The following is a 22295-nucleotide window of genomic DNA, read 5'->3' as shown; positions in this document are numbered from 1 at the left end:
TACAGCTTCCCCCAAGGGCCTCATTTTCAGTAGACTTTCTCCAGCGAGGGTCTAACTCTTTCCCTCGAAAGAATGTGCCCCAAGGCACAGCGCAGGGAGGAACGGGACGTTGTCAATACAAGATCGATCGGAGCGGCGCAGGATACACTGGAGCAAGACCCGAAGCCTCACGTTCGTGGTCCTGTTAATCTGGTTCGTCTTCTCGCTCGTGGTGCCGTGGTTCGCAGCCGAGCTGAACAGCTTCAGCTTCCTCGGCTTCCGGCTGGGCATGTATTTCGTGGTGCAGGGATCTCTGATCATCTTCGTGGTGCTCATCGTTGTCCAGAACTTGATCCAGGACCGGATCGACGACGAATTCGGCAGCGGCGAGCTCTAGGGAGGGAACCGGCAATGGCATCTCGGGACGAACTCCAGCAGGAAGTCGCGCGCGACAAATCCTTCATCAACAATCTCGGCAGAGCCTACGCGCTCTATACGCTCGGCTTCCTGGCGTTCTTCGCGCTGATGGCGGTGCTCGAGCAGCTCGGCCTCGGGGCGCGGCCGATCGGCGTGCTGTTCCTTTTGTTCACACTGGTGATCTACGCCGCGATCGGCTGGCTGTCGCGCACCATGCAGGTCGACGCCTACTACGTCGCCGGGCGCGAGGTTCCGGCGGTCTACAACGGCATGGCCACCGGCGCCGACTGGATGTCCGCTGCTTCCTTTATCGGTATGGCCGGAACGCTCTACCTGACGGGTTACAGCGGCCTGGCCTTCATCATGGGCTGGACCGGCGGTTACTGCCTGGTCGCGCTGTTTCTGGCGCCCTATCTGCGCAAGTTCGGCCAGTTCACCATTCCCGACTTTCTGGGTGAACGCTACGGCGGCAACCTGCCGCGTTTCCTGGGAATCATTGCGGCGATTCTGTGCTCCTTCACCTATGTGGTGGCACAAATTTACGGCGTCGGCCTGATCACTGCACGCTTGACTGGCGTAGCGTTCGAGCTCGGGATTTTCCTGGGTCTGGGCGGTATTCTGGTCTGCTCTTTCCTCGGCGGCATGCGTGCCGTGACCTGGACGCAGGTGGCCCAGTACATCATCCTGATCGTCGCCTACATGATTCCGGTGGTGTGGCTGTCGGTCAAGCAGACCAATGTGCCGATTCCGCAAGCCATTTACGGCTTCCAGCTGCAAAAAGTGACAGCCAAGGAAAAAGAGCTGACTGCCAATGCGAAAGAAGTTGAAGTCCGCGAAATCTACAAGCAGCGCTCTGCAGCCCTGACGGCAAAGCTGAAAGACCCGGCAACCGCTCTGGCAGCTGACAAGGCCGTCGCCGAGAAGACCGTGGCGGACCTGAAAGCCGCCAATGGCGCACTGTCCGAGATTGCTGCAGCGGAAAAAGCCCTTGCTGCGGTGCCTAAAGACGCCGCTGCGGCCACCAAAGCCTGGACGGCAGCCAAGGCTGGCGCGGATGCCAAGTCTCGGCCGCTCAACGGCATGCCACCGCACGCCCAGCAGTATGCCGGTGATCCGAACGGCGACGCGGCCGCCCAGAAGGCTTACGACGTCTCACGTCGCAACTTCCTGGCGCTGATCTTCTGCCTGATGGTGGGCACCGCTGCGTTGCCGCACATCCTGATGCGTTATTACACGGTCCCCAGCGTGAAAGAAGCGCGGGAGTCGGTCACATGGTCGCTGTTCTTCATTTTCCTGCTGTACTTCACCGCGCCGGCTTTGGCTGTGCTGGTGAAATACGAGGTATTCACCGTACTGGTCGGCACGCCATTCAACGCGTTGCCGAGCTGGATTGCAGACTGGAACAGGGTTGATCCGTCACTGCTGTCGGTAGTGGACATTAACAAGGATGGTCTCCTGCAGCTCAATGAGATGTCCATTGGGGGCGACATCATTGTGTTGGCGGCACCTGCGATTGGCGGTCTGCCATACGTGGTGTCCGGCCTGGTGGCGGCTGGTGGCCTGGCTGCGGCGCTGTCTACTGCTGACGGCCTGCTGCTGACGATTGCCAATGCCTTGAGCCATGACCTGTACTACAAGATGATAGACCCGAACGCTTCTACCGCACGCCGCGTGACTATCTCCAAGGTCTTGCTGCTGGTGGTTGCGCTGGCCGCCGCTTACGTGGCTGCCCAGAAACCGGCCGACATCCTGTTCCTGGTGTCTGCGGCGTTTTCGTTCGCAGCGGCTGCGTTCTTCCCGGCGCTGACTCTGGGGATATTCTGGAAGCGTGCCACTGGAATCGCTGCCTCTCTGGGCATGATCGCCGGCCTGGGCGTGACCTTCTACTACATGGTGACCACCCAGCCCTGGATGCGCGGTCTGTTTGGCATCACTTCACCCGTCCAGCTCTGGTGGGATATCCAGCCAATCTCGGCCGGTCTGTTCGGTGTGCCTATCGGCTTCGCCGTGATCCTCCTGGTCAGCCTAGTGACACCTGCGCCAAGCCGCAAGATCCAGGAACTGGTCGAGCATGTGCGTTACCCAACGCTGCGCGCCGCCTGATGCAGCCTGCATGACCTGAACTGAGTTCAGGTTCAAAAGCCCGGCAACGCAAGTAGCCGGGCTTTTTTTATGGGCGGGTGTTTTCGCAGGTCCTTCGACTTTTACAAGCCCGGACGGACGGCGTGAATTGGGACTTGCGCGAGGGCTCTTCAAGTCAAGCAAGGGCCGCGGATCTGGCTTTGCCAGTCCGCAGGCGCAGCGCCCCCTCGGGGGGGCACAGAGTTACGCGAAGCGAACGAACGTGGGGCTGGTATATAATCATGGGCTTCGCCTTGCTGCACCCGTAACGACGCTGGGGCAGCTCTTATCAACCACAAGGAGAGTTTATGCGTCACTATGAGATCGTCTTGCTGATCCATCCGGATCAAAGCGAGCAAGTTCCAGCCATGCTGGAACGTTACAAAAGCATGATTACCGCTGGCGGCGGAAAAGTGCACCGGGTCGAAGATTGGGGCCGTCGCCAGCTGGTGTACCTGATCCAGAAACTCGCCAAAGCCCACTACCTGTGCATCAACATCGAAGCCAGCCAGGCCGTGATGGAAGAAATTGAACACGCGTTCAAGTTCAACGATGCCGTGCTGCGCCACTTGACTGTCATGAAGAAAAAGGCTGAAACCGGCCCGTCCCTCATGATGCGTAATGTCGAGCGTGAAGAAGCCCGCAAGGCCCAGCAGCAGGAGTATGCAGCGTCGTAAGACGCCAACATGCTGCTCCACGACGCGCTGCTGCGCGACTGATCCTGCAGTGAACCACGTTGAATTGACCGCCTGTATCGCCGAGGCCAGTCCCCTGCGCTACACGCCCGCTGGAATCCCCGCCGTCAACTTCGTCCTCGATCACGAGTCCGACATGACGGAAGCAGGTTCCACCCGGCAGGTCAAGCTCACGATGAAAGCGGTTGCCTTTGGGACACTGGCCGAACAAACCGGCCGGCTGTCCTTGGGACAAGCCTTCAGGTTCACCGGTTTTCTGGTCAATGCGCGAGGCAGCAAAAGTGTCGTGTTTCACATCCAAGCTTTTCAACCAGTTTCTGATCAAGTTCTGAACCCCCTTTAAGGAGTCCACCATGCCCGGACCAAAACGTTTCAACAAAGACAAGCGCCCCAAGCGCAACACACAATCCCTGCTGTTCAAGCGCAAGCGGTTTTGCCGCTTCACCGCTGCCGGCGTTGAAGAAATCGACTACAAGGACATCGACACCCTGCGCGATTTCGTGGCCGAAAACGGGAAAATCATCCCCGCCCGCCTGACCGGCACGCGCGCGATTTTCCAGCGCCAGATCAATACCGCCGTCAAGCGCGCTCGCTTCCTCGCGATGCTGCCTTACAGCGACCAGCACCGCAGCCTGTAAGGAGCCGACCATGCAAATCATTCTGCTCGACAAAGTCGTGAACCTGGGCAACCTGGGTGAAGTCGTCAAGGTCAAAGACGGCTACGCACGCAACTTCCTGATCCCCTCTGGCCGCGCGCGCCGCGCCACCGCCGCAGCGATCAAGGAATTCGAAGTCAAACGCGCCGAACTCGAAAAGGCAGCCGCTGCAAAACTGGCCGCGATGCAGGCCCAAGGCGAAAAGCTCGGCGGTACTACCGTCAAGCTCACGCAAAAAGCCGGTGTGGATGGCCGTCTGTTTGGCTCTGTGACCAACCACGACATCTCTGCCGAACTGACCAAGCAGGGTTTCCCTGTGGCCAAGTCGCAGGTCCGCATGCCCAACGGTCCTTTGAAGACTGTTGGCGACCATCCAGTGACTGTTGCCCTGCACACCGATGTGGCTGTGGACATCACGGTGACGGTGTACGGCGAATCCGCCTAACCGCGTCGTGCCGGTTCTGCCGGTCCCGAAAAAGCCGCTCACCGAGCGGCTTTTTTTCATGGCGGGCCGTACACAGCCTGTACAGGCTTGTTCCCCTGTTATCAAGAACTTATCAACAGCTTTGTCCCGTGACGCCAGCCGCGCTTGGCGCTAGCATGGAAGGCTCTTCAGGAAACACATGTCTGCCGTACTTTCCACCGCTCCCGACCCCCGTTACAGCGCCGACCGGCAAATTGCGCAGCTGCGCATTCCCCCGCACTCGATCGAGGGAGAGTCCAGTGTGTTGGGCGGCCTGTTGCTCGACAACGGCGCCTGGGACCGGGTCGGTGACCTGCTGGTGGACGAGGACTTTTACCGCTACGAACACAAGCTGATTTACGCGGCCGTGGGCGCGCTGATCAACGCCACCAAGCCGGCCGACGTGATCACGGTCTACGAACACCTGCAGAACCAGGGCAAGGCCGACGAGGTCGGTGGTCTGGGCTACCTCAATTCGCTGGCGCAGTACGTGCCAAGCGCCAGCAACATCCGCCGCTACGCCGAAATTGTGCGCGAGCGCTCCATCCTGCGCAAACTGGTGGCCGCCAGCGACGAAATCGCCACCAACGCTTTCAACCCGCAGGGCAAAGCGGTGGCGACCATCCTCGACGAGGCCGAGCAGAAGATCTTCAAGATCGGCGAGCAGGGCTCGCGCATGAAGCAGGGTTTCCAGAGCATGGACACTCTGGTGGTGAGCCTGCTGGACCGCGTCACCGAGATGTCGGAAAACCCGAATGATGTGACTGGCGTGCCGACCGGGTTTTATGACCTCGACAAAATGACCTCGGGCTTTCAAGCCGGCGACCTGGTGATCCTCGCGGCGCGACCGTCCATGGGCAAGACCGCGCTGGCCATCAACATCGCCGAACACGTGGCGCTCAACGAAGGCCTGCCGGTGGCGGTGTTCTCTATGGAGATGGGCGCCTCGCAACTAGCGGTGCGTATCGTCGGCTCCATTGGCCGCATCGACCAGACCCATTTGCGCACCGGCGCGTTGACTGATGAAGAGTGGCCGCGCCTGACTGAAGCCATCGAGAAGCTGCGCAACATCTCGCTGCACATCGACGAGACCCCGGGTCTGACCGTCAGCGAATTGCGCGCCAACGCTAGGCGCCTGGCACGCCAGTGCGGCAAGCTTGGCCTGATCGTCGTCGACTACCTGCAACTGATGAGTGTCTCGTCCAGCATGAGTGAGGAGAACCGCGCGACGGCCGTCGGCGAAATTTCACGCGGCCTGAAGATGCTGGCCAAAGAGTTGCAATGCCCGGTGATTGCGCTGTCGCAGCTGAGCCGCGGCGTCGAGTCGCGCACCGACAAACGCCCCATGATGAGCGATCTGCGCGAATCCGGTGCGATCGAGCAGGACGCCGACATCATCATGTTTATCTACCGCGACGAGTACTACACCAAGGACGCCTGCAAGGAACCCGGCGTGGCCGAGGTCATCATCAGCAAGCAGCGGAATGGACCGACAGGCACGGTCAAGCTGGCCTTCATCAACCGCATCACCAAGTTCGAGAGTCTGGCGCATGGGGGCAGCGGGGATTTTTAAGACAAATTGGGCTCCAGCCCTTGTCCAGAAAGCGCGATCAGCTATCGATTCAATAGCGAATGCTTGAAATCTCCAAGCGGCGCCGGGAACACCGTTTACAACGCGGGTTTGACCACCATCAAATAAAAAACCCCCAGCATCGCCGCAAACGCGGGATACCCCAGCCACTCCCACCAGCGCGCATAACGCCAGTAGACATCGGGCAGTTCCGTGCCCGCCTGAGCGGCGTCCTGCGCCATTGCTGCCATGCGGATTTGCAGCCACACCACCGGCAGCCAGCAGGTGCCGGCGACAACAAACAGGGCGATCGAGCTTGCCAGCCACGGTGTGCTCAAAGGCAGACCTGTCAGATACGCCATGGCAAGCCCCGTGGCAGGTTGAATGATTGCGGTGGGTGTGGTGAACCACCAGTCGGCGCGCACCACCAACCTTGATACCACCGCCTGCGCGTTGACGTTGCGCGTGCGATTGGCAAAAAACATGTAATACGCCGAGCCAAAGCCGGTGCCCACCAGCAGCACGCTCGACAGGATGTGTGTCCACTTCAAGGTCAGGTAAATACTCATGGTTTGGCCTTGGCAAGAACAAGGAGAAGAACGGCAATGGGCAGGTTCTTGGTCAGGGGGCCCAGCGGGTGCAGCCACAGCGATGGATCAAGAATGCTTGCCACCAGCGTCATCAGCGCCATGACGGCCAGCGCCGCGAGGTAAGCCCACCGCACGGGCCACAAAAGCATGGCCAGCCCGAGGGCGGCGTCAACACCCGCCCCGCCCAGGATCAGCCAGCGCGCCAGGGAAGCGTCCTGCACGCCGGCGGCCTGCAGTAGCTGCGCGCTTTGGCCATCCAGCTCCCATACGCTGGCGAAGGCCGTGGTCAGCCACACAGAGACGATGCTCAGCCGCAGCCATTGCTGGTCTTTACCGCTCAGCGTCATGCTTGCGTCGCCACGGAGGCGCTGGTATCGGCGTTATCCTGCTGCCAGCGCTCGACCTCGGCGGCGTGCTGCGCCAGGAAGTCCCGCAGTCTGGCAAAGCGCCTGCGGGTTTGCCAGGTGAAGATCCAGTCAACAACCGGCGCCCATAACCAGCGCAGCCCCGCAGGCCCGCTCTGGAAGCTGTAGGTGTAAATGAGAACCGACTGCCGCGGCCCGGTGGCTCGGTGTCGCATCGATGCGGCCCACCTGGTGAATGGAAACGATTGGCCGATCATGGCTGCTGCTGCGACGCGGGGACGGTCGTACGAGACAAACTGCGTGCGCATCGACAGGCCGCCCAGTGCGCCCGCGCCGGTGTTTTCGGTCACCGCTCCGACGAAGGGGCAGGGCGCACCGCCCAGCACGTGGGTGGCACTGACCAGCGAGTCCCAACGCGCGCGCCACAAGTGGTAGTGAAACGCGTCGAAGACCACGGTTTCGCCTGCCGGCATGGGGAACTCCATCTTCTTATGCGGCATGTGTCGAGTTCTCGTCCACGATGTCGATGGCCATGCCCCAGCGTGCAAACTCGGGCTCAAACTCTGCGAGCTTGAGCATGCCCATGCATGCGTGGGCACCGGTAGGTAAAGCTTGTCCGTGCGCCAGCTTGCGGGCCAGCAAAATGGCGGCCATGCAGGGGATTTCGGGGCCATGGTCATGGTCTGCCGCAATGTGCCATGCGCGCCTGGCTCGTTGGCCCGCTGAATCAAGGCCTTCCACATGGACCACCATGCCGCCCAGTGAGGACCCCAGACCATCCAGGGCACGGGCGCTGGTGTTCAGCAGGCCAGCAAGCCCTGTCGGATGCTTGATCAAGCCCCATGCGCGCAATCTCGCCAGCCCGGCCAAGCCGCGCTGAGCCATGCCGACCTCGAGCGCGGCCTTGAACATGACGCGGTCGCTAACCCGGTAGTACGCCGGGAAGAGTTCCAGATCAGGAATGTCGCAGAGTGCCCCCAGGCGTGGGTGCAGGCGCGCGAACTGCACTTCACGGGGGCTGGCCCAGCCCAGCTGCGCTTGCCACTGCCCGTCATTCCAGACTTGCAGTGGCGCGCCGCAGTAACTGAGCACGGCGGCCAGCGTGGCCAGGCCGCGCGGCGCGGTCTGGGCCGGCGCAATGCAGGTGTCTATGCTGGTCAGGCCTTGCCAGCCGCTGCAGAGATGGTCGACGACGGCAGAAGACAGCGCTGGCACTGTGCTGGCGCCACAGATTGCCGTGCGTCCCGCCGCGCTGAAAACGCCGTTCATAGCGGCACAAAAGTCGCAGACAAAGCGGCGGCCGTCGGCCAGATCGATGTAGTGAGCCCCTGCCGCGGCGGCGGCGTGAGCCACCGCGTAGTCCTGTTGCTGGAAGGGGCCGGCGGTGTGGATCAGCAACTCGATGCCCAGTTTTTTCAGGCACGGGCCGAAGCCGGCTGCGCTGTGATCCAGGGCCACGGCCTGGGCGCCCGAAGGCAGGGCATCGGCAAGGGATTGCGCGCGCGCCAAGTCTCGTCCGCCGATCAGAAGTTGTATCCGGGCATCGCCAGCCAGTGCCCGGCAGATGCGCGCACCGAAATTTCCGTACCCTCCCAAGACCAGTGTCTTCAACGCTGTGCACCCTTTTGTTCGTCATTATGGACGGGCACGGGTCAGCCAAGGTGGAGAGAGGCCCGCCATCAGTGCTTTGACATGCTATGAAATCAATAGCTGACTACACCCGCTAGGCATGGGCTGGAGGCTCAAACAGCTTGCAATTGGGGGGAAAGAGAACTGATAACCTGTAGAACTGCTGAACTGCTGAAAAAAGTGGCAAAAAGGCCTTCAGCCCATATCCAGCAAGCGCGGGCAGCTATGAATTCCATAGCGGACGAGATTGTCCCGGAAGTGGGCCGCACAGCAGATCACCAACGGCAGGGCTCAGCTCGCAACCGGCTCGAGGTCTTCCATCGCCAGCATGTGGTACTTCTGGCCGTAGACGAAGCGCTGGCCTCGCACTGCCGACAACACGCGCTGGGTGTCTTCATCGTCGGGCGCGTGGACCATCACGCCGTGGTGGCCTTGGCGGGCCAGCGCGACGTATTTGTTGACAGTATGGCCTTCGGTGCCGACTGAGGGCATACCACCGGAGTCACCGTCCACCTTGCCGATGTCGTGCAGGATGGTTTCGGGGGGCAACAGCATGACTGTGTCGCCTGCAAATCCATTGGCTTCCAGCGCATCGGCGGCTTGCTGCGCCTGGGCGCTGTCGGCGAACAACATGACGGCGTAGCCGGTGGGGTAAAACACGCCACCCATGGTGACCATCTTCGGGATAAGTTCAAATGTCTTCATGGCCTGATTACGCTCCGCCGGGCGCGGTCAGGCTGTCAGCCGCGATAGCCGCTTTTTGTAGGACTCCCGGATAGCCAGCTCGCGCCGTACCGAATGTTCAGGGCAGTTCTTCGGTTTTCAGCGACGGTTCGGCCATCACGCGTGCGCTGCCGGTCAGGTTGTCGATGAGCCGGTTGGCAAAGTAGCTGTTTTGCGTGTCAGGCTCCAGCGCGGCGATCGCCAGGTTGGCCAGCGGCTGGTTCAGCGGTACGTAGTAGCTGCCGGTGGGCGCGTCGATCACCCCCCGCACCAGCGCCACTTCTGCTTTGACGATCTGCCCGGCGTCGCTGATGGTGCCACGCACGTCCTGCCGTTCGCCCGCAGAGCGTGCTGTTTCGCGGTACAGGTCACCAAGCATGGAGCCGGGTTCGGTGACGCGCAGCACCTGCACGCCGTGCAGTCGCAGCCGCTCTACCGCCGTTTTTGAAGAGGCTGAAAGCCAGTAGCCGCAAGGGCGCACGCGCGTCTTGATCTTGCGCAGCGCCAGCGCCGAATTCCACTCCACCCGCAGCGCCTTGTCGGCTCCGGTGATGGGGTCCAGCATCAGCAGTTCCTGCTGCGTCGGGGTCGGGCCGGCTTCCACCACGGCTTCGTCCTTGCAGGCCTGGCCGGCGATTTCCTTTTCAATATAAGGCTGGAGCTGGCGGAGTTCGCTGGCGCGCTGAGCGGTGCTTGCCAGCACGCTGCTGATGGCGGTGACGTGGGTGTGGACCCGGCGCTGGATGTGCAGCCGCCCTATGCCGACGCCGCGCGTTTCGATCAGCAGGCTCACGGTGTTTTTCAGGCCATTGACGTTGCGGCCGGTGTCGGGCTGGGTGCCGCCCATGGAGATTTTTTTGTCCGTCAGGTCGGTTGAGGTGGTGTAGTACCACTCGTTGCTCAGTCCCTGGGACTTCAGCGCCGCCACCAGCGGGCGGCGGTACCACTCTTCCGAGGCCTTGGTCAGAAACTCCGGGATGTTGGCGGTGGTTGCGTATTGCAGCAGGGCATCGTATTTCTGCACGGCGCCGAACTTCTGCAGGAAGCGGCCCACGACGGTGTATTCATGGGCGTCCACCACGACGGTAGGGCGGTAGTCGCGGGTCAGCCGGGCCAGAGCCTGCGCTTCCGGCGTGTTGAGCAGCAGGTGATCGCGGTTCATGTCCAGGCCGCCGGTGGTCACGCGCCTGTTGTCGGCCGAGCCATCGGGGTTGGCGCGCGGCACGATGATGACATTGATACGGTCGAGCATTGGCCGCAAGAGGCCTTGTGTGAGTTCACGCGCTATCACCAGCAGCGCTTCGCTGCCGGCCGGCTCGTCGCCATGCTGTTGGCCGATCAGCAGCACTGTGGGCCGGCCTGATGCCGCGATGGCGGCTGCCTCGGTGCCGGCAGCGCGCGTCAGCACCAGTGCGTCCAGCGTTTCGCCGCTCTGTGACCGACCGATGGGCAGCAGGGCGGCTTTCAAGGCGGGTGTCGCCGCAGCAGCGGCGACCAGGTCGCGCAGCCAGTTCTGGATTTCTGCATTTGAGGTGAAGCTGCTGCGCCCTTCCTGCAGGCCCGGCGTGCTGTAAATCAGCGAGGGTGCAGGGAAACGGGCGGCCACTGCGGCGCTGTAGGGGGCCTCCGCCGGGGTCACCACCCCGGACGGGCGCGCCGGGACTGGCTGGATGACCACGACCGGTGGTGCCACTGTCACCGGGATAGTCGCCGGCGCCGGTGCGGCCGGAAGCGGCGCCTTGGCTGCGCCGCCCGGCGCCGGCCAGGGCGGCAGCGGCACCGAGGTGCAGGCGGCCAAGGCCAGACTCAGCAGCAGGGGCAGGGCAGGGCGAAACAGGCCGGAGCGGGAGGTGCAGGGCAGGGGCAGGGCTGTTTGGGTCATGGCTTCAATAGGGTTCTGGAGGACTGCCGGGGCGACCCGGTCCTGATTCCTATTATCCAGGCTCTGACGCGGGGCGGACCGATGGTTACCCCTTCTCTGTTACCAGCTGTGGCAAATTTCCTTGTCCGGGCATGCCCGGAAGGCCAGCGTGAGAAACTATGGGCTTCCATGCTTTTCGAGCCCTCGTTACCAATGAATGCCGGTTCCTCTTCCACGCCATTTCCGGCGCATCGCCTGAGCGTGGCACCGATGATGGACTGGACTGACAGGCATTGCCGTTATTTCCACCGTCTGCTGTCCCGCCACGCCCTGCTTTACACCGAGATGGTGACCACCGGCGCGTTGGTGCACGGCGATGTGGCGCGCCACCTGCGTTTCAATGCGCAGGAGCATCCGGTGGCCTTGCAACTCGGCGGCAGTGAGCCCGCTGACCTGGCGCATTGCGCGAAATTGGGCGAGCAATGGGGTTATGACGAGATCAACCTCAACTGCGGCTGCCCCAGCGAGCGGGTGCAGCGCGGCGCTTTCGGCGCCTGCCTGATGGCCGAGCCGCAACTGGTCGCCGATTGCGTGAAAGCCATGGTTGATGTGGTGGCCGTGCCCGTAACGGTCAAGCATCGTATTGGCATTGACAAGGGCGAAAGTTATGACTTTGTGCGCGACTTTGTTGGCACGGTCAGCGAAGCAGGCTGCAAGACTTTCATTGTGCACGCGCGCAATGCCTGGCTCAAGGGCCTTTCTCCTAAGGAAAACCGCGAAGTGCCACCGCTGCGCTACGAGCTGGTTCGTCGGCTCAAGCGCGAGTTTCCGGATCTCACCATCGTCATCAACGGGGGCATCACCACTGGCGAGCAGGTCGCGGCGCAACTGCGCGAACTCGACGGCGTGATGGTGGGGCGCGAGGCCTACCATCACCCCTGGTGGTTGGCGTCCTGGGATGAGGCCTTTTTTGGCACCGGTCCGGGGGAGCAGACACGGGAGTCGGTCGAATCGATGATGGTGGATTACATGGCCGCGCAGGCCGCCCAACACGGTACGCCTTGGCCGACAATCGCCCGCCACATGCTGGGCTTGCGCCACGGCCTGCCTGGCTCAAGGCGCTGGCGTCAGGTCTGGAGCGACCACAAGCTCAAGTCCCTGCACCCGCGCGAGGTGATGACACTGGCGCATGCTCCCCTGCCCAGCCAAGGCGGCGAGTCTTCATTGCAGCCCGACATGGCGGCGCATGCCTGACGCGGCGCAGCGCGAGACGCGCAAGGCCCTGTTGCTGCTTTGGCTGGTTCCGGCGCTGTGGGCTGTCAATTACATTGTGGCGCGCAAGGCGCCCGGTGTCATCGGGCCTTACATGCTGGCACTGGGCCGTTGGGGTCTGGCGGCGCTGATCCTGGTGGTCATCACGCGCGCCGAGCTGTGGCAACACCGGGCGACGATTGTCCGGGCCTGGCGGCAGTACCTGGTGTTGGGCACCCTGGGCATGCTGATCTGCGGCGCCTGGGTGTACGAGGGCGCCCGTTCAACCGGGGCGATGAATATTGCTTTGATTTACTCGGCCTCGCCGGTGCTGATCAGCCTTGGGGCGATGTGGTGGTTGGGCGAGGCATTTGGGGCGCGGCAGAAGGCGGGCGTCGTGCTGGCGCTGACCGGGGTGCTACATGTCGTGGTCCGGGGGCAGTGGACGGCTTTGGGGCAGGTGCAGTTTGTCGCGGGTGATGTCTGGATTGTGGCGGCCACCGTGTCGTGGGCGGCTTACGCGCTACTGCAAAAACGCTGGCCCAGTCCTCTGAGTGCAACGGCACGGCTCGCGGCCATCTGTGTCGGCGGTGCCTTGGTGCTGCTGCCCCCAGCGCTGTGGGAGGCCACGCGGGCTGGCGCCGATGTGCTGGGCAGCCAGGCTTTGCTGCTGGTGGTCGTGGCGGGCTTGATTCCCGGTATTGGCGCCTACTGGATATACAGCTGGGCGCAAAAAATCCTCGGGGCCAGCCGCGTGGCGGTGGCGCTTTACCTCGGCCCGCTTTACGCAGCCGCTGCGGCTTGGGGCCTGCTGGGCGAGCCACCGGGCTGGCACCACGCGGTCGGTGCGCTATTGATCTTGCCCGGGGTGTTTCTGGTCACCCGACCCGCCAGACCGGCTGCAACGCCGCAGTCGCCTGCCTGAATCTCCGGCGGTGCGATAGCCCCCGTCGCCCTGCGTACCTATGCCGTCACGAGCCGCACCTTGGCTGCATCGCGTGCCAGCGCTTCGCGGGTGGCATTGGTGCGGTACCAGACGGTGATGACCGAACTGCTCAACACGATAAACAGGCTGTACAGCACCGGTATCAACAACACCTGTTGCTGCATCTCCCCAGTGAAGGTCAGCGACACGATGAGTACGGCAAGCGGGCCGTTCTGAATGCCGGTTTCCAGGCTGATGGTGCGGGAGCGGTTGCTGTCCTGTCTGAGCGCGCGTGCCAGCCAGTACCCCAACAGCATGCCGAACAGTCCCAGTCCGATGGCGACGAAGAAAACCTGCCATGGGGTTGAAAGCAGCAACTGGTAATTGCGTGGAACCCACGACACCACCAGAAAAAGAATCACCAGGATGCCCAGCATGGAGCCGATCAGCTCTATGGTGGCGCCGATGTTGGGATTCCACTTGCGTAGCACCATGCCCAGCAGCGTGGGCACCAGAAGCACCACGAGCACTTGCGCCACATTGGCCGCAGGGATGGCGAATTCACCGGTCACGCCAGCCAGCTTGCTGTAAAAGGCGATGAGTGCGGGTACGGCGGCTACGGCGATCAGGGTTGATACGCTGGTCATCATGATGGACAGCGCAAGGGCTCCTTTGCTGAAGTATGTGAAGATGTTGGAAGTGGTTCCGCCCGGCATGCAACCCATCAGGATCAGGCCGACCGCCAGCGCCGGCGGCAGGCCGAGCAGCACCGCCAGGAGGTAGGAGAGGAAGGGCATGATGCCGTACTGGCAAAGGACGCCAACCATCACACCCTTTGGCTTGCGAAAGGCGATCAGGAAGTCGCGAAAGGTCAGGCTCGCGCCCATGCCCAGCATGATGACCATCATCATCATGCCGAGCAGTTTGGTTTCCAGTGGAGTAAGCATTTTTCAATATTCCAGAGTTTCTATTTTTTTAGCGGGCAGTGGCTGATGGCTGGGCGTGCTCTGCCTTGACTTCTGCCTTCAAATCCTTGCGCAGGATTTTTCCGATCGGTGACTTGGGAAGTTCGTTCCTGAAAACAATGGACTTCGGAATCTTGTAATCCGTCAGCAGGCTTCTGCAATGGGTGATGACCATTTCCTGCGTGAGCTCGCCCTCGAACTCCGGGTTCTTCACGACGTAGGCGCGCACGGCCTCCCCCGAGCGCGAGTCGGGTATGCCGACCACTGCGGCCTCAAAGATCGCATCCAGCTTCGACAGAGCCTCTTCCACCTCGTTGGGGTACACATTGAAGCCCGATACCAGCACCAGATCCTTTTTGCGGTCCACGACGCGGAAGAATCCGCTTTCATCCATCACGGCAACGTCGCCGGTGTACAGCCAGCCATCTTTAATGACCAGTGCGGTGTCTTCCGGCCGTTGCCAGTAGCCGAGCATGGTTTGCGGACCGCGCACCGCCAGCTCTCCCGGCTGGCCCACTGGTGCCGGGCTGCCGTCGTCCGCAACCAGACGGACTTCGCACCCCGGCACGGGAATGCCGATGCTGTCAGGCCGTGCGGTGCCGGTCATGGGGTTGAAGGTGATGACAGGGGATGTCTCGGTCAAGCCGTAGCCCTCGGCCACCCTTGTGCCGGTCATGCCCTGCCACCGTGCGGCCACCGCACCGTGCAGGGCCGTACCGCCGGCAATGGCGGCCTTCAGGTGTTTCGGCGGAAACGCGCTGAACCATTCCTCGTTCATGAGGCCATTGAACAGGGTGTTTACCCCGGTGATCCAGGTGATGGGGTAGTTTTCGATGGCTCGCTGCAGGTTTTGCACCGGCCGGGGGGTGGGCACCAGGATGTTGCGAGCACCGATGTCAAAGAACGTCAGCAGGTTCGCGGTGAATGCGAAGATATGGTACAGCGGGAGGGCGGTCAGCACACATTCCTGGCTGCCGTCCCCGGCGCTCATGTGCGAACGACCCATGGCCAGCACCTGGTCCACATTGGCGAGCAGGTTGGCGTGGCTGAGCATGGCGCCTTTGCTCACGCCGGTCGTGCCGCCGGTGTACTGCAAAGCAGCCACACTGGCTGCGGGAATGTGCTCCCACCAGACTCTCACGCCGTCTGCGGGCAGGGTCTTGCGGCCCGCCTGCAGGGTGTCGGCCAGGCGTTCAACGGGAACTGCCAGCCGGGGTACGGGCGGCAGGGTCTTGCTCCACACCTTCTGTACACCACGCACAACCATGTTGGGGATGGCGGGAAACATCTCGGACACGCCGGCCAGAACGACACGTTTGATGCCGGTTTTGGGCACCACTTCTGCCAGCTTGTCCGAGAACATGTCAACGACCACCAGCACGCTGGCTCCGGCGTCATTGAACTGATGAATCATCTCGCTGGGCGTGTACAGCGGGTTGGTGTTGACGAGGACACAACCGGCCTTGAATACCCCGAAGGCCACCACCGGATACGACAAGGAATTGGGCAACTGCACGGCCACACGGTCGCCGGCCGCAAGACCGCAGACACCGCGAAGGTAGCCTGCGAAGGCGTCAGAGAGTTCGTCGACCTCGGCGTAGCTGAGGCTGCCGTTCATGCCATTTCCCACCACGCAGGTGAAAGCGGTGCGCTTCTCGAAACGGCGGCAGGCCTCGCTGGCCAGGTGAGCCAGATTCCGGTAGCGGGCGCTGGGCAGTTCGACTTGAATGTGCTGGCCGTAGGCAGCTTGCCAGGGTTTGTCGTCGTAGATCGACTTCGCAGCGCTCATCCGTCATCCTTTGATGGCAAAGGTGTTGATTTTGCTTGCCACCTGGACGACAGCGACTCCGGCATAACCCCCTGTTCGAGTTGACTCACCAATCTAAAAGGGCGCGCGGTATTGTGTTAGCCCCCTGAGAAACCGGAACGATGGAAGTGCGTTAATGCATTCAGGCGGCGGCCGGCATGTCGTTGAAAAACTCGCGCTGCGCCCAACAGACACATTTACTCCGGCTTGATGGGGACCTCCCGAACCAGTTTGCCCCAGCGCTCGGACTCATTTTTTATGAATCCAGCAAATTCTTCCGGCGTGCTTCCACCTGGCGTTGCTCCAAGGGCGGCCAGGCGTTCGCGAACCGACGGTGTTGCCAAGGCCCTGGCGGCTTCGATTTGGAGGCGCCGTACGATCTCGTCCGGTGTGCCGGACTTCACTGCAAGGCCGAACCATGGTCCGGTATTCCAGCCGGGGAAACCGGATTCAGCCATGGTGGGAAACTCGGGAAATGACGAATGCCGTTGCGTACTTGTCACCGCCAGGCCCTGGACCTTCGCGGCCCGTGCCTGCGGTCCACCCTGCGCCAGCGAGTCGAACATGATGTGAACCCGCCCAGTCAGAAGGTCCTGAAGCGATTCGCTGGCGCCTTTGTACGGTACGTGAACGATGTCCACGCCTGCCAGTGATTTAAACAGTTCTCCCGCCAAGTGCCCGGAACTGCCATTGCCCGGTGACGCGTAGAACAGGCTGCCCGGCTTTGCCTTGGCCAGAGCCACCAGATCCTGCACGCTGCGCACCGGCAAAGTCGGGGTGGCGACGAGCAGGTTGGGAACTCGCGCCAGCTCGGTCACAGGAATGAAGTCCTTGGTGGCGTCATAGCTGAGCTTGGGCAGCAGGTGCTGGTTGATGGCATGCGTGCCGATGTGAATCATGAACAGCGTGTAGCCGTCGGCGGGGGACCGCAAGACCTCGGAGGCCGCGATCTGCCCGCTGCCGCCGGGACGCTGTTCGATCACCAGGGGTTGGCCAAGAGACTCACCCATTTTCTGGCCAACCAGCCGTCCCAGATTGTCGGTAAAGCCGCCCGGAAACGGGATAACCAGACGAATCGGCTTGCCCGGCCAAGTGGGTTGTGCCAGCACTGGCAAGCCGGCCAGGGAAAGCGATCCCAGCAATGCTGAGAGCAGGCGGCGATTGGCGTTAATCATGGTGGTGACTCCTTCTGGGTAATTTCGGATTGTCAAAGCGCAAGCGTAATGACACCGCCTGCGCTGCGAGCCCTTGAACAGCAAATGACAATGCGTTTCTCTCGCTCCCTGGCGCTCAATACAAAATCGCGATGCTCCACATCGCCGGCTTCGTACGGCGTCGCACAGACGCCGCATATCCCGTCAGAGCATTTGGTGTCGATGAATATGCCATTGTCCGCCAGGACGTCGGTTGCGCGTCGGTCGGCAGGGACGTGGAGCACGATGCCGCTTTTCGCCAGTTTGATGGCAAACGGAAGGTTGACGTATTCGGGCTTCTCCGGAACGCTGAAAAACTCCCGGTGCAGCGCCTCCTCGGGCCAATTCCTGAACCGCGCCGCTTCAAATGCGCCGTCCATGTAACGCGCAGACCCGCAGGTGTACAAATGCATTTCCGACTTGAACTCAGGTATGACGTGGCGCAAGTCCACCCGGCGACCTTCGTCCTTAAAATGAAAATGAACCCTGTCTGCCCAAGCGGCCGCTTCGATTTCATGGATGAACCCGGCAGTTTTTCTGCTCGCTGCGCTGTAATGAAAGTCGAACGATTGGCCGTTTCGTGCCAGCGTATGGGCCATGGTGATCATTGCCGTGACACCGATTCCGCCGGCCAGCAACAAACTGTGCCCCGCTCCCGGCACCAGAGGAAAATGATTGCGGGGCGGCGAAACAAAAACCCGCTTACCTTCGCGAAAGGCGCGGTGCATCAGCATCGAACCACCGCGGCCTTCGGGCTCGCGCAGAACCGCCAGCACATATTTGTTTCGATCAGCGGGGTCGCCCGCAAGGCTGTATTGCCTGAGGTACTCTGGCGCAATCACCACGTCGATGTGCGCCCCGGCCTCGAAAGGCGGCAGCGCCGAGCCGTCGGCGGCAACAAAGTCGTATCTGGCAATATCAGCCGTCATTTCCTCGCGTCGCTTTAGCACGACCGGGAAGACCGGCGGTGGTCCGGCCGGCATGCGAAATTGCGGAACAAGGTTCTCGGTATCGCCTGCCTTGATTCGGGCGCGATACTGTGCTGGCGTGAGCAGGGATTTGTAGCGTGCAATGCCTTCTTCACGGTTGATGGGGAATACGACAGGGTACGGCGGCGGCATTTTGTCAGCCGGGTACACCGCAAGGGTCTGGTCTTCATGCTTAAGCCGGAGATTTTTATTCAAGCCGCGTGCATTCGTCAGCGCGGCGCGAACGTACTGCCCGGTTTTCTGGTTGAGCTCAATGTCCCACCACCACTTTTTGACCGGGTTCATCGTGCCATGATCAAGTCGGTCATCAAGCTCGGCAAGCATGCGGGCGCTTTGCGGCACATTCATCGCCAGCCAGCGGAAACTGCTGTCCGCAAACAGGCCTTCAAGATTCCATGGGCAGGTTTTCATGCAGCGCCCACACATGCCACCTCCCTGGTTGGTAATGCGGTAACGCGCACATTTTTCGGCGTCCGACTTCCATATCTCGTAGCCGTTGTACATGACCTTTGGCCCTGCTGTGATCGCGCCTGAGGGACACTCGCGCGCGCACTTGTTGCAGTTTTCGCAGAAAGTCTGCAGGCCAAAGTCAATCGGCTTGTCGTAGGACATTGGCATGTCAGTCGTTACCGTGCCGGACTTCAGACGCGGGCCAAGATAGGGGTTGAGAATGACTTCGCCGATACGGCTGACTTCCCCCAAGCCTGAAAGCAGCAGCAAGGGAGGCTGCAGCACGTCGCCGTCGATAACTGAGTGAACCCGTGCAGAGTAGCCGAGTCGCCTTACCTGCTCCGCAATAATGCCGCCAATCATGGAAAAGCGCAGGTAAGCGCGCATGCTTTGGGCCACTGAAATCCAGTCGTCGCCGCTGCAGCCGTCCATGGTTTCGTGGCCCTGATCCAGCAGCAAGTTGATCGCGTTGGCATGGTAGGCGGGCAGCGGCGCGCCACCCGCGTCGTGGGAGTACCAAGCCCATTCTGGCACTGCACACAGCCCCGCTGCGTCGCAACCGAGGTAATAAGCAGCCGCCTTGAGATTGTCTGCATTGCGCTGGGGATCGCTCACTGTGGCCGAGACTGGGCCTCGTGATTCTCCAAACTGCAGCAGCAGCAGGGCGCCAAGCGCACGCCGTGCGCATGCGCCAATCGGGCTTTTCATGACATAAGCAGCGTTTTTGCCTGCGTCCTGCACATTTTTCCCCATGTCCCCGAAAAGGACGCGGGCGAAGAAATCGGCCCGCTTGGGAAATCTTGGTACCCGCTCATGGTCAATGAAAGTGGTGGGTGTATCCCGACGCTTCAGTTTTTCAAATGGCTGGGGGCCCATTCGAAAATCACGCGACTGGTAAGGGTCCTTGTTAAGCGCGCTTTTCAACGTCCCTTTGCCCACCCACCATGCGGGCCCGTGCGAGCGCATCCTGTCAGCCATACCTCCCGGCGCCAGCGGGTCGTCGCAGGCCAGAGCCAGCGTGGTGGTAACGACTGCCAGCCCATAGCGGGTACCGACATAGGGATTGGTCAGTTCAACCAACCCATCGCGCGTGATGACTTCGGCCAAACCAGCGGCCACCGCCATTTTCCCGAGGTGCACGTCAGTGCATGTGGCTGTATGTGACCGGGCCTCATGGCCCAAGAGCCGAAGGTAAGTGCTGAGCAGAACAGCAGTCTGTGCCGCAAGCGTAGCGGCACGCTGCGCTTGTGTGCCTGTGATCCACTCGGCACCGGCCTCGTCCTGGCGCGGATCGCGCGGGTACTCCACCAGCAACACGATAGCGTGTGAGTGATGGGTGATTTGCTTGTGGATGCTGCGGGCAGAATCCAGCACGTCGGCCAAGATCATGTCGATGCCGGCCGCAAAGCTTTTGGGCTGGCTTCGCTCCAACTCGTCGGCCAGTTTGCCGACCATGGGATTGCGTACCGCATCGTCCAGCAGTGCCTCTTTCGGAACGGCGCAAACCCCCACCATGGAGGCATCGAAATAGTAACCAGCTGCCTTGAAATGATTGGCGCGAGCGACCAAATCTGTCGGTATTTCGCCTGGCAGCTTGGCAACAGGGCCATCGCGAATGACGTCGAACATGCCGATGAAGCGTCCCATGGCATGCGTCAGCGATTCGGGACGGTCGGGATCGTCGAAAGACAACGACGACGGCGAAGGAATGGCGGACAAATCAGCCGACTGCCGGGCGCGTTTGAGCCGTTCCAGAGGGTAGGGACCAAGGTGAACCGGCCGGTCGCGATACGAAAAAAAGCGCATGGGTCAAGCTTTTGAAGAGTCAGTTGCGACAAGCTTAAGTGTTAACAGTGAACAGCAATAGCGCCCTAATTTCTATCTTGATAACATATCGATATCAAATCCAACAAGAGTTAAAGCTTGACACTCCAGCAACTGCGCGATTTTTTGGTGGTGATTGAACACGGCAGCTTTCGTGCTGCAGCGCGCCATCAAAATGTTTCACAGGCGGGACTGACCAATAGTCTGAAGAGTCTTGAAGCCTCGCTGGGCAATGCATTGCTGCTGCGCAGCGGGCGTGGCGTTCAACTGACTCGAGCCGGGGAACTGCTGCGGGCGAGGGCGCTTTTGATCACCGCCGAGGCCCATCGCGCCAGCGCCGAGCTGCGGGCGCTGGCCGACGATCAGCAGGGTCCCATCCGGGTCGGTTTTTCGCCAACGCCGTCCGCGCTGCTCTTGCCGCAGGTGGTACCGGATTTTCTGGCGCGCTTCCCGCGTGCTGAGCTGCGCTTGGTCGATGGCCTGTTTGAGCGTTTGATGCCAGCAGTGCGCCAGGGTCAGCTGGATTTTGCCGTTCTTTCCTTACCGGAAGTGGGCACAGGAGGCGATGTCAGATCACAGGTGTTGATGAAAACCGCCATGGCGGTGGTGGGACGACGCGGGCACCCGCTCGCCGGTACCCGGCATATCAAGGAACTGGAGAATCAGTCCTGGATTTTGATGGGTCCGCCAGGAGCGCCGGGCGGTACGGTTGTGCGGTTTTTTAGCGAAACCGGACTGAACCCGCCCAACATCTCCGTGGTGTGCGACTCTTTTACACAGGTGAGCGCGCTGATGTATGGGTCCGATGATCTGGCTTTGATGCCTCGTCTCGCTCTGGAGCGCGGTTTGCTCGGTCAACATCTGGTGGAAATTCCGGTGCGCGAAAGGGCGCGCCCCCAAGACATCGCCCTTGTGCATCGCATTGAAGTACCACTGACGCCAATGGCCGGCGCGCTGGCGTCGATGCTCGTGTCCTGTGCGCGCAGCTTTGGGCAATTGAAACACTGATTGGCGTGAGTCGACGCGCGGTGCGTGGCTTGCCCCCTCGGTGCCTGAATCAGGCCGCCGCCCCCAGCCCATTCACAAAATGTTCACGCATGCGCTGCAGGGCAAGTGCTGCATCGCGTGAGGCCAGCGCCTCCATGAGCGCGCGGTGCTCGGCCAGCGACTCCTCCAGCCGGCCAATCTTAAGCAGGGAATTGTGGCGATTGAGCTTCATGACCTTGCGCAAATCCGCCACCATTTGAACAGCCCAGCGGTTGTCCGCAATTTCGAGCAAGTGCATGTGAAACTCTTCATTGATCCTGAAAAATCGCTCCCGGTTGGCCGTGGCTTTTTCAAGCTGGTGATGCAGGTCCTGCAGCAGCTTGATCTGCGCCGCGCTTGCATGGGTGGCCACCATGGCGGCGGCGTCGCTTTCCAGCAGGCTCAGCAAATGGTAGACATCCGTGAGGTCTTTTTCATTGACTTCGGTTACATAGGCGCCGCGCCGTACCTTCATGGTCACCAGTCCCTCGGTAGCCAATACCTTGAGTGCTTCGCGCAGCGGTGTGCGGCTGATGCCGTATTCTTCGGCGAGCTTGAGCTCATCAATCCAGCTGCCTGGTTCCAGCTCTCGGCTGAATATGCGTTGGCGAAGCAGCTCCGCCACCTCTTCATAAAGGGCGCGGGGAGTCAGTGAAACGGCAGCCATGGTCTGGTGTAGGTATCAATTGCAGCCGGATGGCTTGATGATCGGATTTTATCTGAAACCAAATTTTGTATCAATAATTATAAATAATGTAAACTTACCCTCCTGTAAAACCTGTCCAAACGGTATCCC

Annotated in this window: 22 protein-coding genes; 11 read left to right on the top strand and 11 right to left on the bottom strand. The window is 61.3% G+C overall.

Annotated features, from left to right (window positions below; genetic code table 11):
* Nucleotides 1-109 precede the first annotated feature (109 nt).
* From H0W47_RS01040 to dnaB, 7 genes are all read left to right on the top strand, one after another.
* On the top strand, nt 110-376 hold the full coding sequence (locus H0W47_RS01040) for a DUF4212 domain-containing protein (RefSeq protein WP_296919530.1): 267 nt from the start codon (nt 110-112) through the stop codon (nt 374-376).
* Nucleotides 377-390: 14 nt separating this feature from the next.
* Complete coding sequence (locus tag H0W47_RS01035; protein WP_296919528.1) at nt 391-2499, top strand: sodium:solute symporter family protein; 2109 nt, start codon at nt 391-393, stop codon at nt 2497-2499.
* Nucleotides 2500-2825: 326 nt separating this feature from the next.
* Nucleotides 2826-3194, top strand: a complete 369-nt coding sequence (gene rpsF, locus H0W47_RS01030) for a 30S ribosomal protein S6 (protein WP_296919525.1) — start codon at nt 2826-2828, stop codon at nt 3192-3194.
* A gap of 49 nt (nt 3195-3243) precedes the next feature.
* Nucleotides 3244-3555: a primosomal replication protein N gene (priB, locus tag H0W47_RS01025; protein ID WP_296919523.1), complete on the top strand. Its 312-nt coding sequence runs from the start codon at nt 3244-3246 to the stop codon at nt 3553-3555.
* A gap of 10 nt (nt 3556-3565) precedes the next feature.
* A complete protein-coding gene (gene rpsR, locus H0W47_RS01020; RefSeq protein ID WP_077592883.1) occupies nt 3566-3850 on the top strand; it encodes a 30S ribosomal protein S18 in 285 nt (94 codons plus the stop codon).
* A gap of 10 nt (nt 3851-3860) precedes the next feature.
* Nucleotides 3861-4313 carry a 50S ribosomal protein L9 gene (rplI, locus tag H0W47_RS01015; protein ID WP_296919521.1) on the top strand — a complete coding sequence of 151 codons (453 nt, stop codon included), beginning with the start codon at nt 3861-3863 and terminating at the stop codon, nt 4311-4313.
* 178 nt (nt 4314-4491) lie between these two features.
* The gene (gene dnaB, locus H0W47_RS01010) at nt 4492-5904 is read left to right on the top strand and encodes a replicative DNA helicase (RefSeq protein ID WP_296919519.1); all 1413 of its coding nucleotides are present in this window, start codon (nt 4492-4494) and stop codon (nt 5902-5904) included.
* A gap of 95 nt (nt 5905-5999) precedes the next feature.
* On the opposite strand, the gene H0W47_RS01005 is transcribed toward dnaB, so the two are convergent.
* From H0W47_RS01005 to H0W47_RS00980, 6 genes are all read right to left on the bottom strand, one after another.
* A complete protein-coding gene (locus H0W47_RS01005) occupies nt 6000-6470 on the bottom strand; it encodes a DUF2269 domain-containing protein (RefSeq protein WP_296919517.1) in 471 nt (156 codons plus the stop codon).
* Nucleotides 6467-6838: a DoxX-like family protein gene (locus tag H0W47_RS01000; RefSeq protein WP_296919515.1), complete on the bottom strand. Its 372-nt coding sequence runs from the start codon at nt 6836-6838 to the stop codon at nt 6467-6469. The genes H0W47_RS01005 and H0W47_RS01000 overlap by 4 nt, the downstream gene beginning before the upstream one ends.
* Nucleotides 6835-7356: a hypothetical protein gene (locus H0W47_RS00995; RefSeq protein WP_296919514.1), complete on the bottom strand. Its 522-nt coding sequence runs from the start codon at nt 7354-7356 to the stop codon at nt 6835-6837. The genes H0W47_RS01000 and H0W47_RS00995 overlap by 4 nt, the downstream gene beginning before the upstream one ends.
* A complete protein-coding gene (locus H0W47_RS00990) occupies nt 7346-8467 on the bottom strand; it encodes a saccharopine dehydrogenase family protein (RefSeq protein WP_296919512.1) in 1122 nt (373 codons plus the stop codon). The genes H0W47_RS00995 and H0W47_RS00990 overlap by 11 nt, the downstream gene beginning before the upstream one ends.
* 309 nt (nt 8468-8776) lie before the next feature.
* Nucleotides 8777-9190: an RNA-binding protein gene (locus H0W47_RS00985; protein ID WP_296919510.1), complete on the bottom strand. Its 414-nt coding sequence runs from the start codon at nt 9188-9190 to the stop codon at nt 8777-8779.
* 97 nt (nt 9191-9287) lie between these two features.
* Nucleotides 9288-11090, bottom strand: a complete 1803-nt coding sequence (locus tag H0W47_RS00980) for a M14 family metallocarboxypeptidase (protein WP_296919508.1) — start codon at nt 11088-11090, stop codon at nt 9288-9290.
* A 192-nt stretch (nt 11091-11282) separates the two neighbouring features.
* On the opposite strand from H0W47_RS00980, the gene dusA reads away from it, so the two are divergent.
* Together dusA and H0W47_RS00970 are read left to right on the top strand one after the other, a co-directional pair.
* A complete protein-coding gene (gene dusA / locus H0W47_RS00975) occupies nt 11283-12323 on the top strand; it encodes a tRNA dihydrouridine(20/20a) synthase DusA (RefSeq protein WP_296919506.1) in 1041 nt (346 codons plus the stop codon).
* Nucleotides 12316-13245, top strand: coding sequence for a DMT family transporter (locus H0W47_RS00970; protein ID WP_296919504.1), 930 nt, complete (start codon nt 12316-12318; stop codon nt 13243-13245). The genes dusA and H0W47_RS00970 overlap by 8 nt, the downstream gene beginning before the upstream one ends.
* A gap of 38 nt (nt 13246-13283) precedes the next feature.
* Here H0W47_RS00970 and H0W47_RS00965 read toward each other — a convergent pair whose 3' ends face one another.
* The 4 genes from H0W47_RS00965 to H0W47_RS00950 all read right to left on the bottom strand — a co-directional run bounded on the left by H0W47_RS00965 (nt 13284) and on the right by H0W47_RS00950 (nt 19756).
* Nucleotides 13284-14192 (bottom strand): bile acid:sodium symporter, encoded by a 909-nt coding sequence (locus H0W47_RS00965; protein WP_296919503.1) that lies wholly within the window; start codon nt 14190-14192, stop codon nt 13284-13286.
* A 28-nt stretch (nt 14193-14220) separates the two neighbouring features.
* The gene (locus H0W47_RS00960) at nt 14221-15999 is read right to left on the bottom strand and encodes an AMP-binding protein (RefSeq protein WP_296919502.1); all 1779 of its coding nucleotides are present in this window, start codon (nt 15997-15999) and stop codon (nt 14221-14223) included.
* 215 nt (nt 16000-16214) lie between these two features.
* A complete protein-coding gene (locus tag H0W47_RS00955; protein ID WP_296919501.1) occupies nt 16215-17192 on the bottom strand; it encodes a tripartite tricarboxylate transporter substrate binding protein in 978 nt (325 codons plus the stop codon).
* Nucleotides 17193-17224: 32 nt separating this feature from the next.
* Nucleotides 17225-19756: a 4Fe-4S dicluster domain-containing protein gene (locus H0W47_RS00950; RefSeq protein WP_296919499.1), complete on the bottom strand. Its 2532-nt coding sequence runs from the start codon at nt 19754-19756 to the stop codon at nt 17225-17227.
* 225 nt (nt 19757-19981) lie between these two features.
* Between H0W47_RS00950 and H0W47_RS00945 the strand changes: the two genes are divergently transcribed.
* Both H0W47_RS00945 and H0W47_RS00940 read left to right on the top strand, forming a co-directional pair.
* Nucleotides 19982-20470: a hypothetical protein gene (locus H0W47_RS00945; protein WP_296919497.1), complete on the top strand. Its 489-nt coding sequence runs from the start codon at nt 19982-19984 to the stop codon at nt 20468-20470.
* 102 nt (nt 20471-20572) lie between these two features.
* On the top strand, nt 20573-21481 hold the full coding sequence (locus tag H0W47_RS00940; protein ID WP_296919495.1) for a LysR substrate-binding domain-containing protein: 909 nt from the start codon (nt 20573-20575) through the stop codon (nt 21479-21481).
* Between the two features lie 49 nt (nt 21482-21530).
* Here the strand turns inward: H0W47_RS00940 and H0W47_RS00935 are convergent, their stop codons facing one another.
* Nucleotides 21531-22166: a GntR family transcriptional regulator gene (locus tag H0W47_RS00935; RefSeq protein WP_296919493.1), complete on the bottom strand. Its 636-nt coding sequence runs from the start codon at nt 22164-22166 to the stop codon at nt 21531-21533.
* Between the last annotated feature and the right edge of the window lie 129 nt (nt 22167-22295).

Origin of the sequence: Polaromonas sp. (assembly GCF_013817205.1) — a bacterium.
Taxonomy (GTDB): Bacteria; Pseudomonadota; Gammaproteobacteria; order Burkholderiales; family Burkholderiaceae_C; genus Polaromonas.
This window is presented reverse-complemented; position numbering and strand designations above follow the sequence as displayed.

Bases quoted from the DNA above. Each gene is read 5' to 3' on its own strand.
- H0W47_RS01035 (WP_296919528.1), top strand. From the start codon at position 391: ATGGCATCTCGGGACGAACTCCAGCAGGAAGTCGCGCGCGACAAATCC.
- rpsF (WP_296919525.1), top strand. From the start codon at position 2,826: ATGCGTCACTATGAGATCGTCTTGCTGATCCATCCGGATCAAAGCGAG.
- rpsR (WP_077592883.1), top strand. From the start codon at position 3,566: ATGCCCGGACCAAAACGTTTCAACAAAGACAAGCGCCCCAAGCGCAAC.
- rplI (WP_296919521.1), top strand. From the start codon at position 3,861: ATGCAAATCATTCTGCTCGACAAAGTCGTGAACCTGGGCAACCTGGGT.
- dnaB (WP_296919519.1), top strand. From the start codon at position 4,492: ATGTCTGCCGTACTTTCCACCGCTCCCGACCCCCGTTACAGCGCCGAC.
- H0W47_RS01005 (WP_296919517.1), bottom strand. From the start codon at position 6,470: ATGAGTATTTACCTGACCTTGAAGTGGACACACATCCTGTCGAGCGTG.
- H0W47_RS01000 (WP_296919515.1), bottom strand. From the start codon at position 6,838: ATGACGCTGAGCGGTAAAGACCAGCAATGGCTGCGGCTGAGCATCGTC.
- H0W47_RS00995 (WP_296919514.1), bottom strand. From the start codon at position 7,356: ATGCCGCATAAGAAGATGGAGTTCCCCATGCCGGCAGGCGAAACCGTG.
- H0W47_RS00985 (WP_296919510.1), bottom strand. From the start codon at position 9,190: ATGAAGACATTTGAACTTATCCCGAAGATGGTCACCATGGGTGGCGTG.
- H0W47_RS00980 (WP_296919508.1), bottom strand. From the start codon at position 11,090: ATGACCCAAACAGCCCTGCCCCTGCCCTGCACCTCCCGCTCCGGCCTG.
- dusA (WP_296919506.1), top strand. From the start codon at position 11,283: ATGAATGCCGGTTCCTCTTCCACGCCATTTCCGGCGCATCGCCTGAGC.
- H0W47_RS00970 (WP_296919504.1), top strand. From the start codon at position 12,316: ATGCCTGACGCGGCGCAGCGCGAGACGCGCAAGGCCCTGTTGCTGCTT.
- H0W47_RS00965 (WP_296919503.1), bottom strand. From the start codon at position 14,192: ATGCTTACTCCACTGGAAACCAAACTGCTCGGCATGATGATGATGGTC.
- H0W47_RS00960 (WP_296919502.1), bottom strand. From the start codon at position 15,999: ATGAGCGCTGCGAAGTCGATCTACGACGACAAACCCTGGCAAGCTGCC.
- H0W47_RS00955 (WP_296919501.1), bottom strand. From the start codon at position 17,192: ATGATTAACGCCAATCGCCGCCTGCTCTCAGCATTGCTGGGATCGCTT.
- H0W47_RS00945 (WP_296919497.1), top strand. From the start codon at position 19,982: ATGGGTGATTTGCTTGTGGATGCTGCGGGCAGAATCCAGCACGTCGGC.
- H0W47_RS00935 (WP_296919493.1), bottom strand. From the start codon at position 22,166: ATGGCTGCCGTTTCACTGACTCCCCGCGCCCTTTATGAAGAGGTGGCG.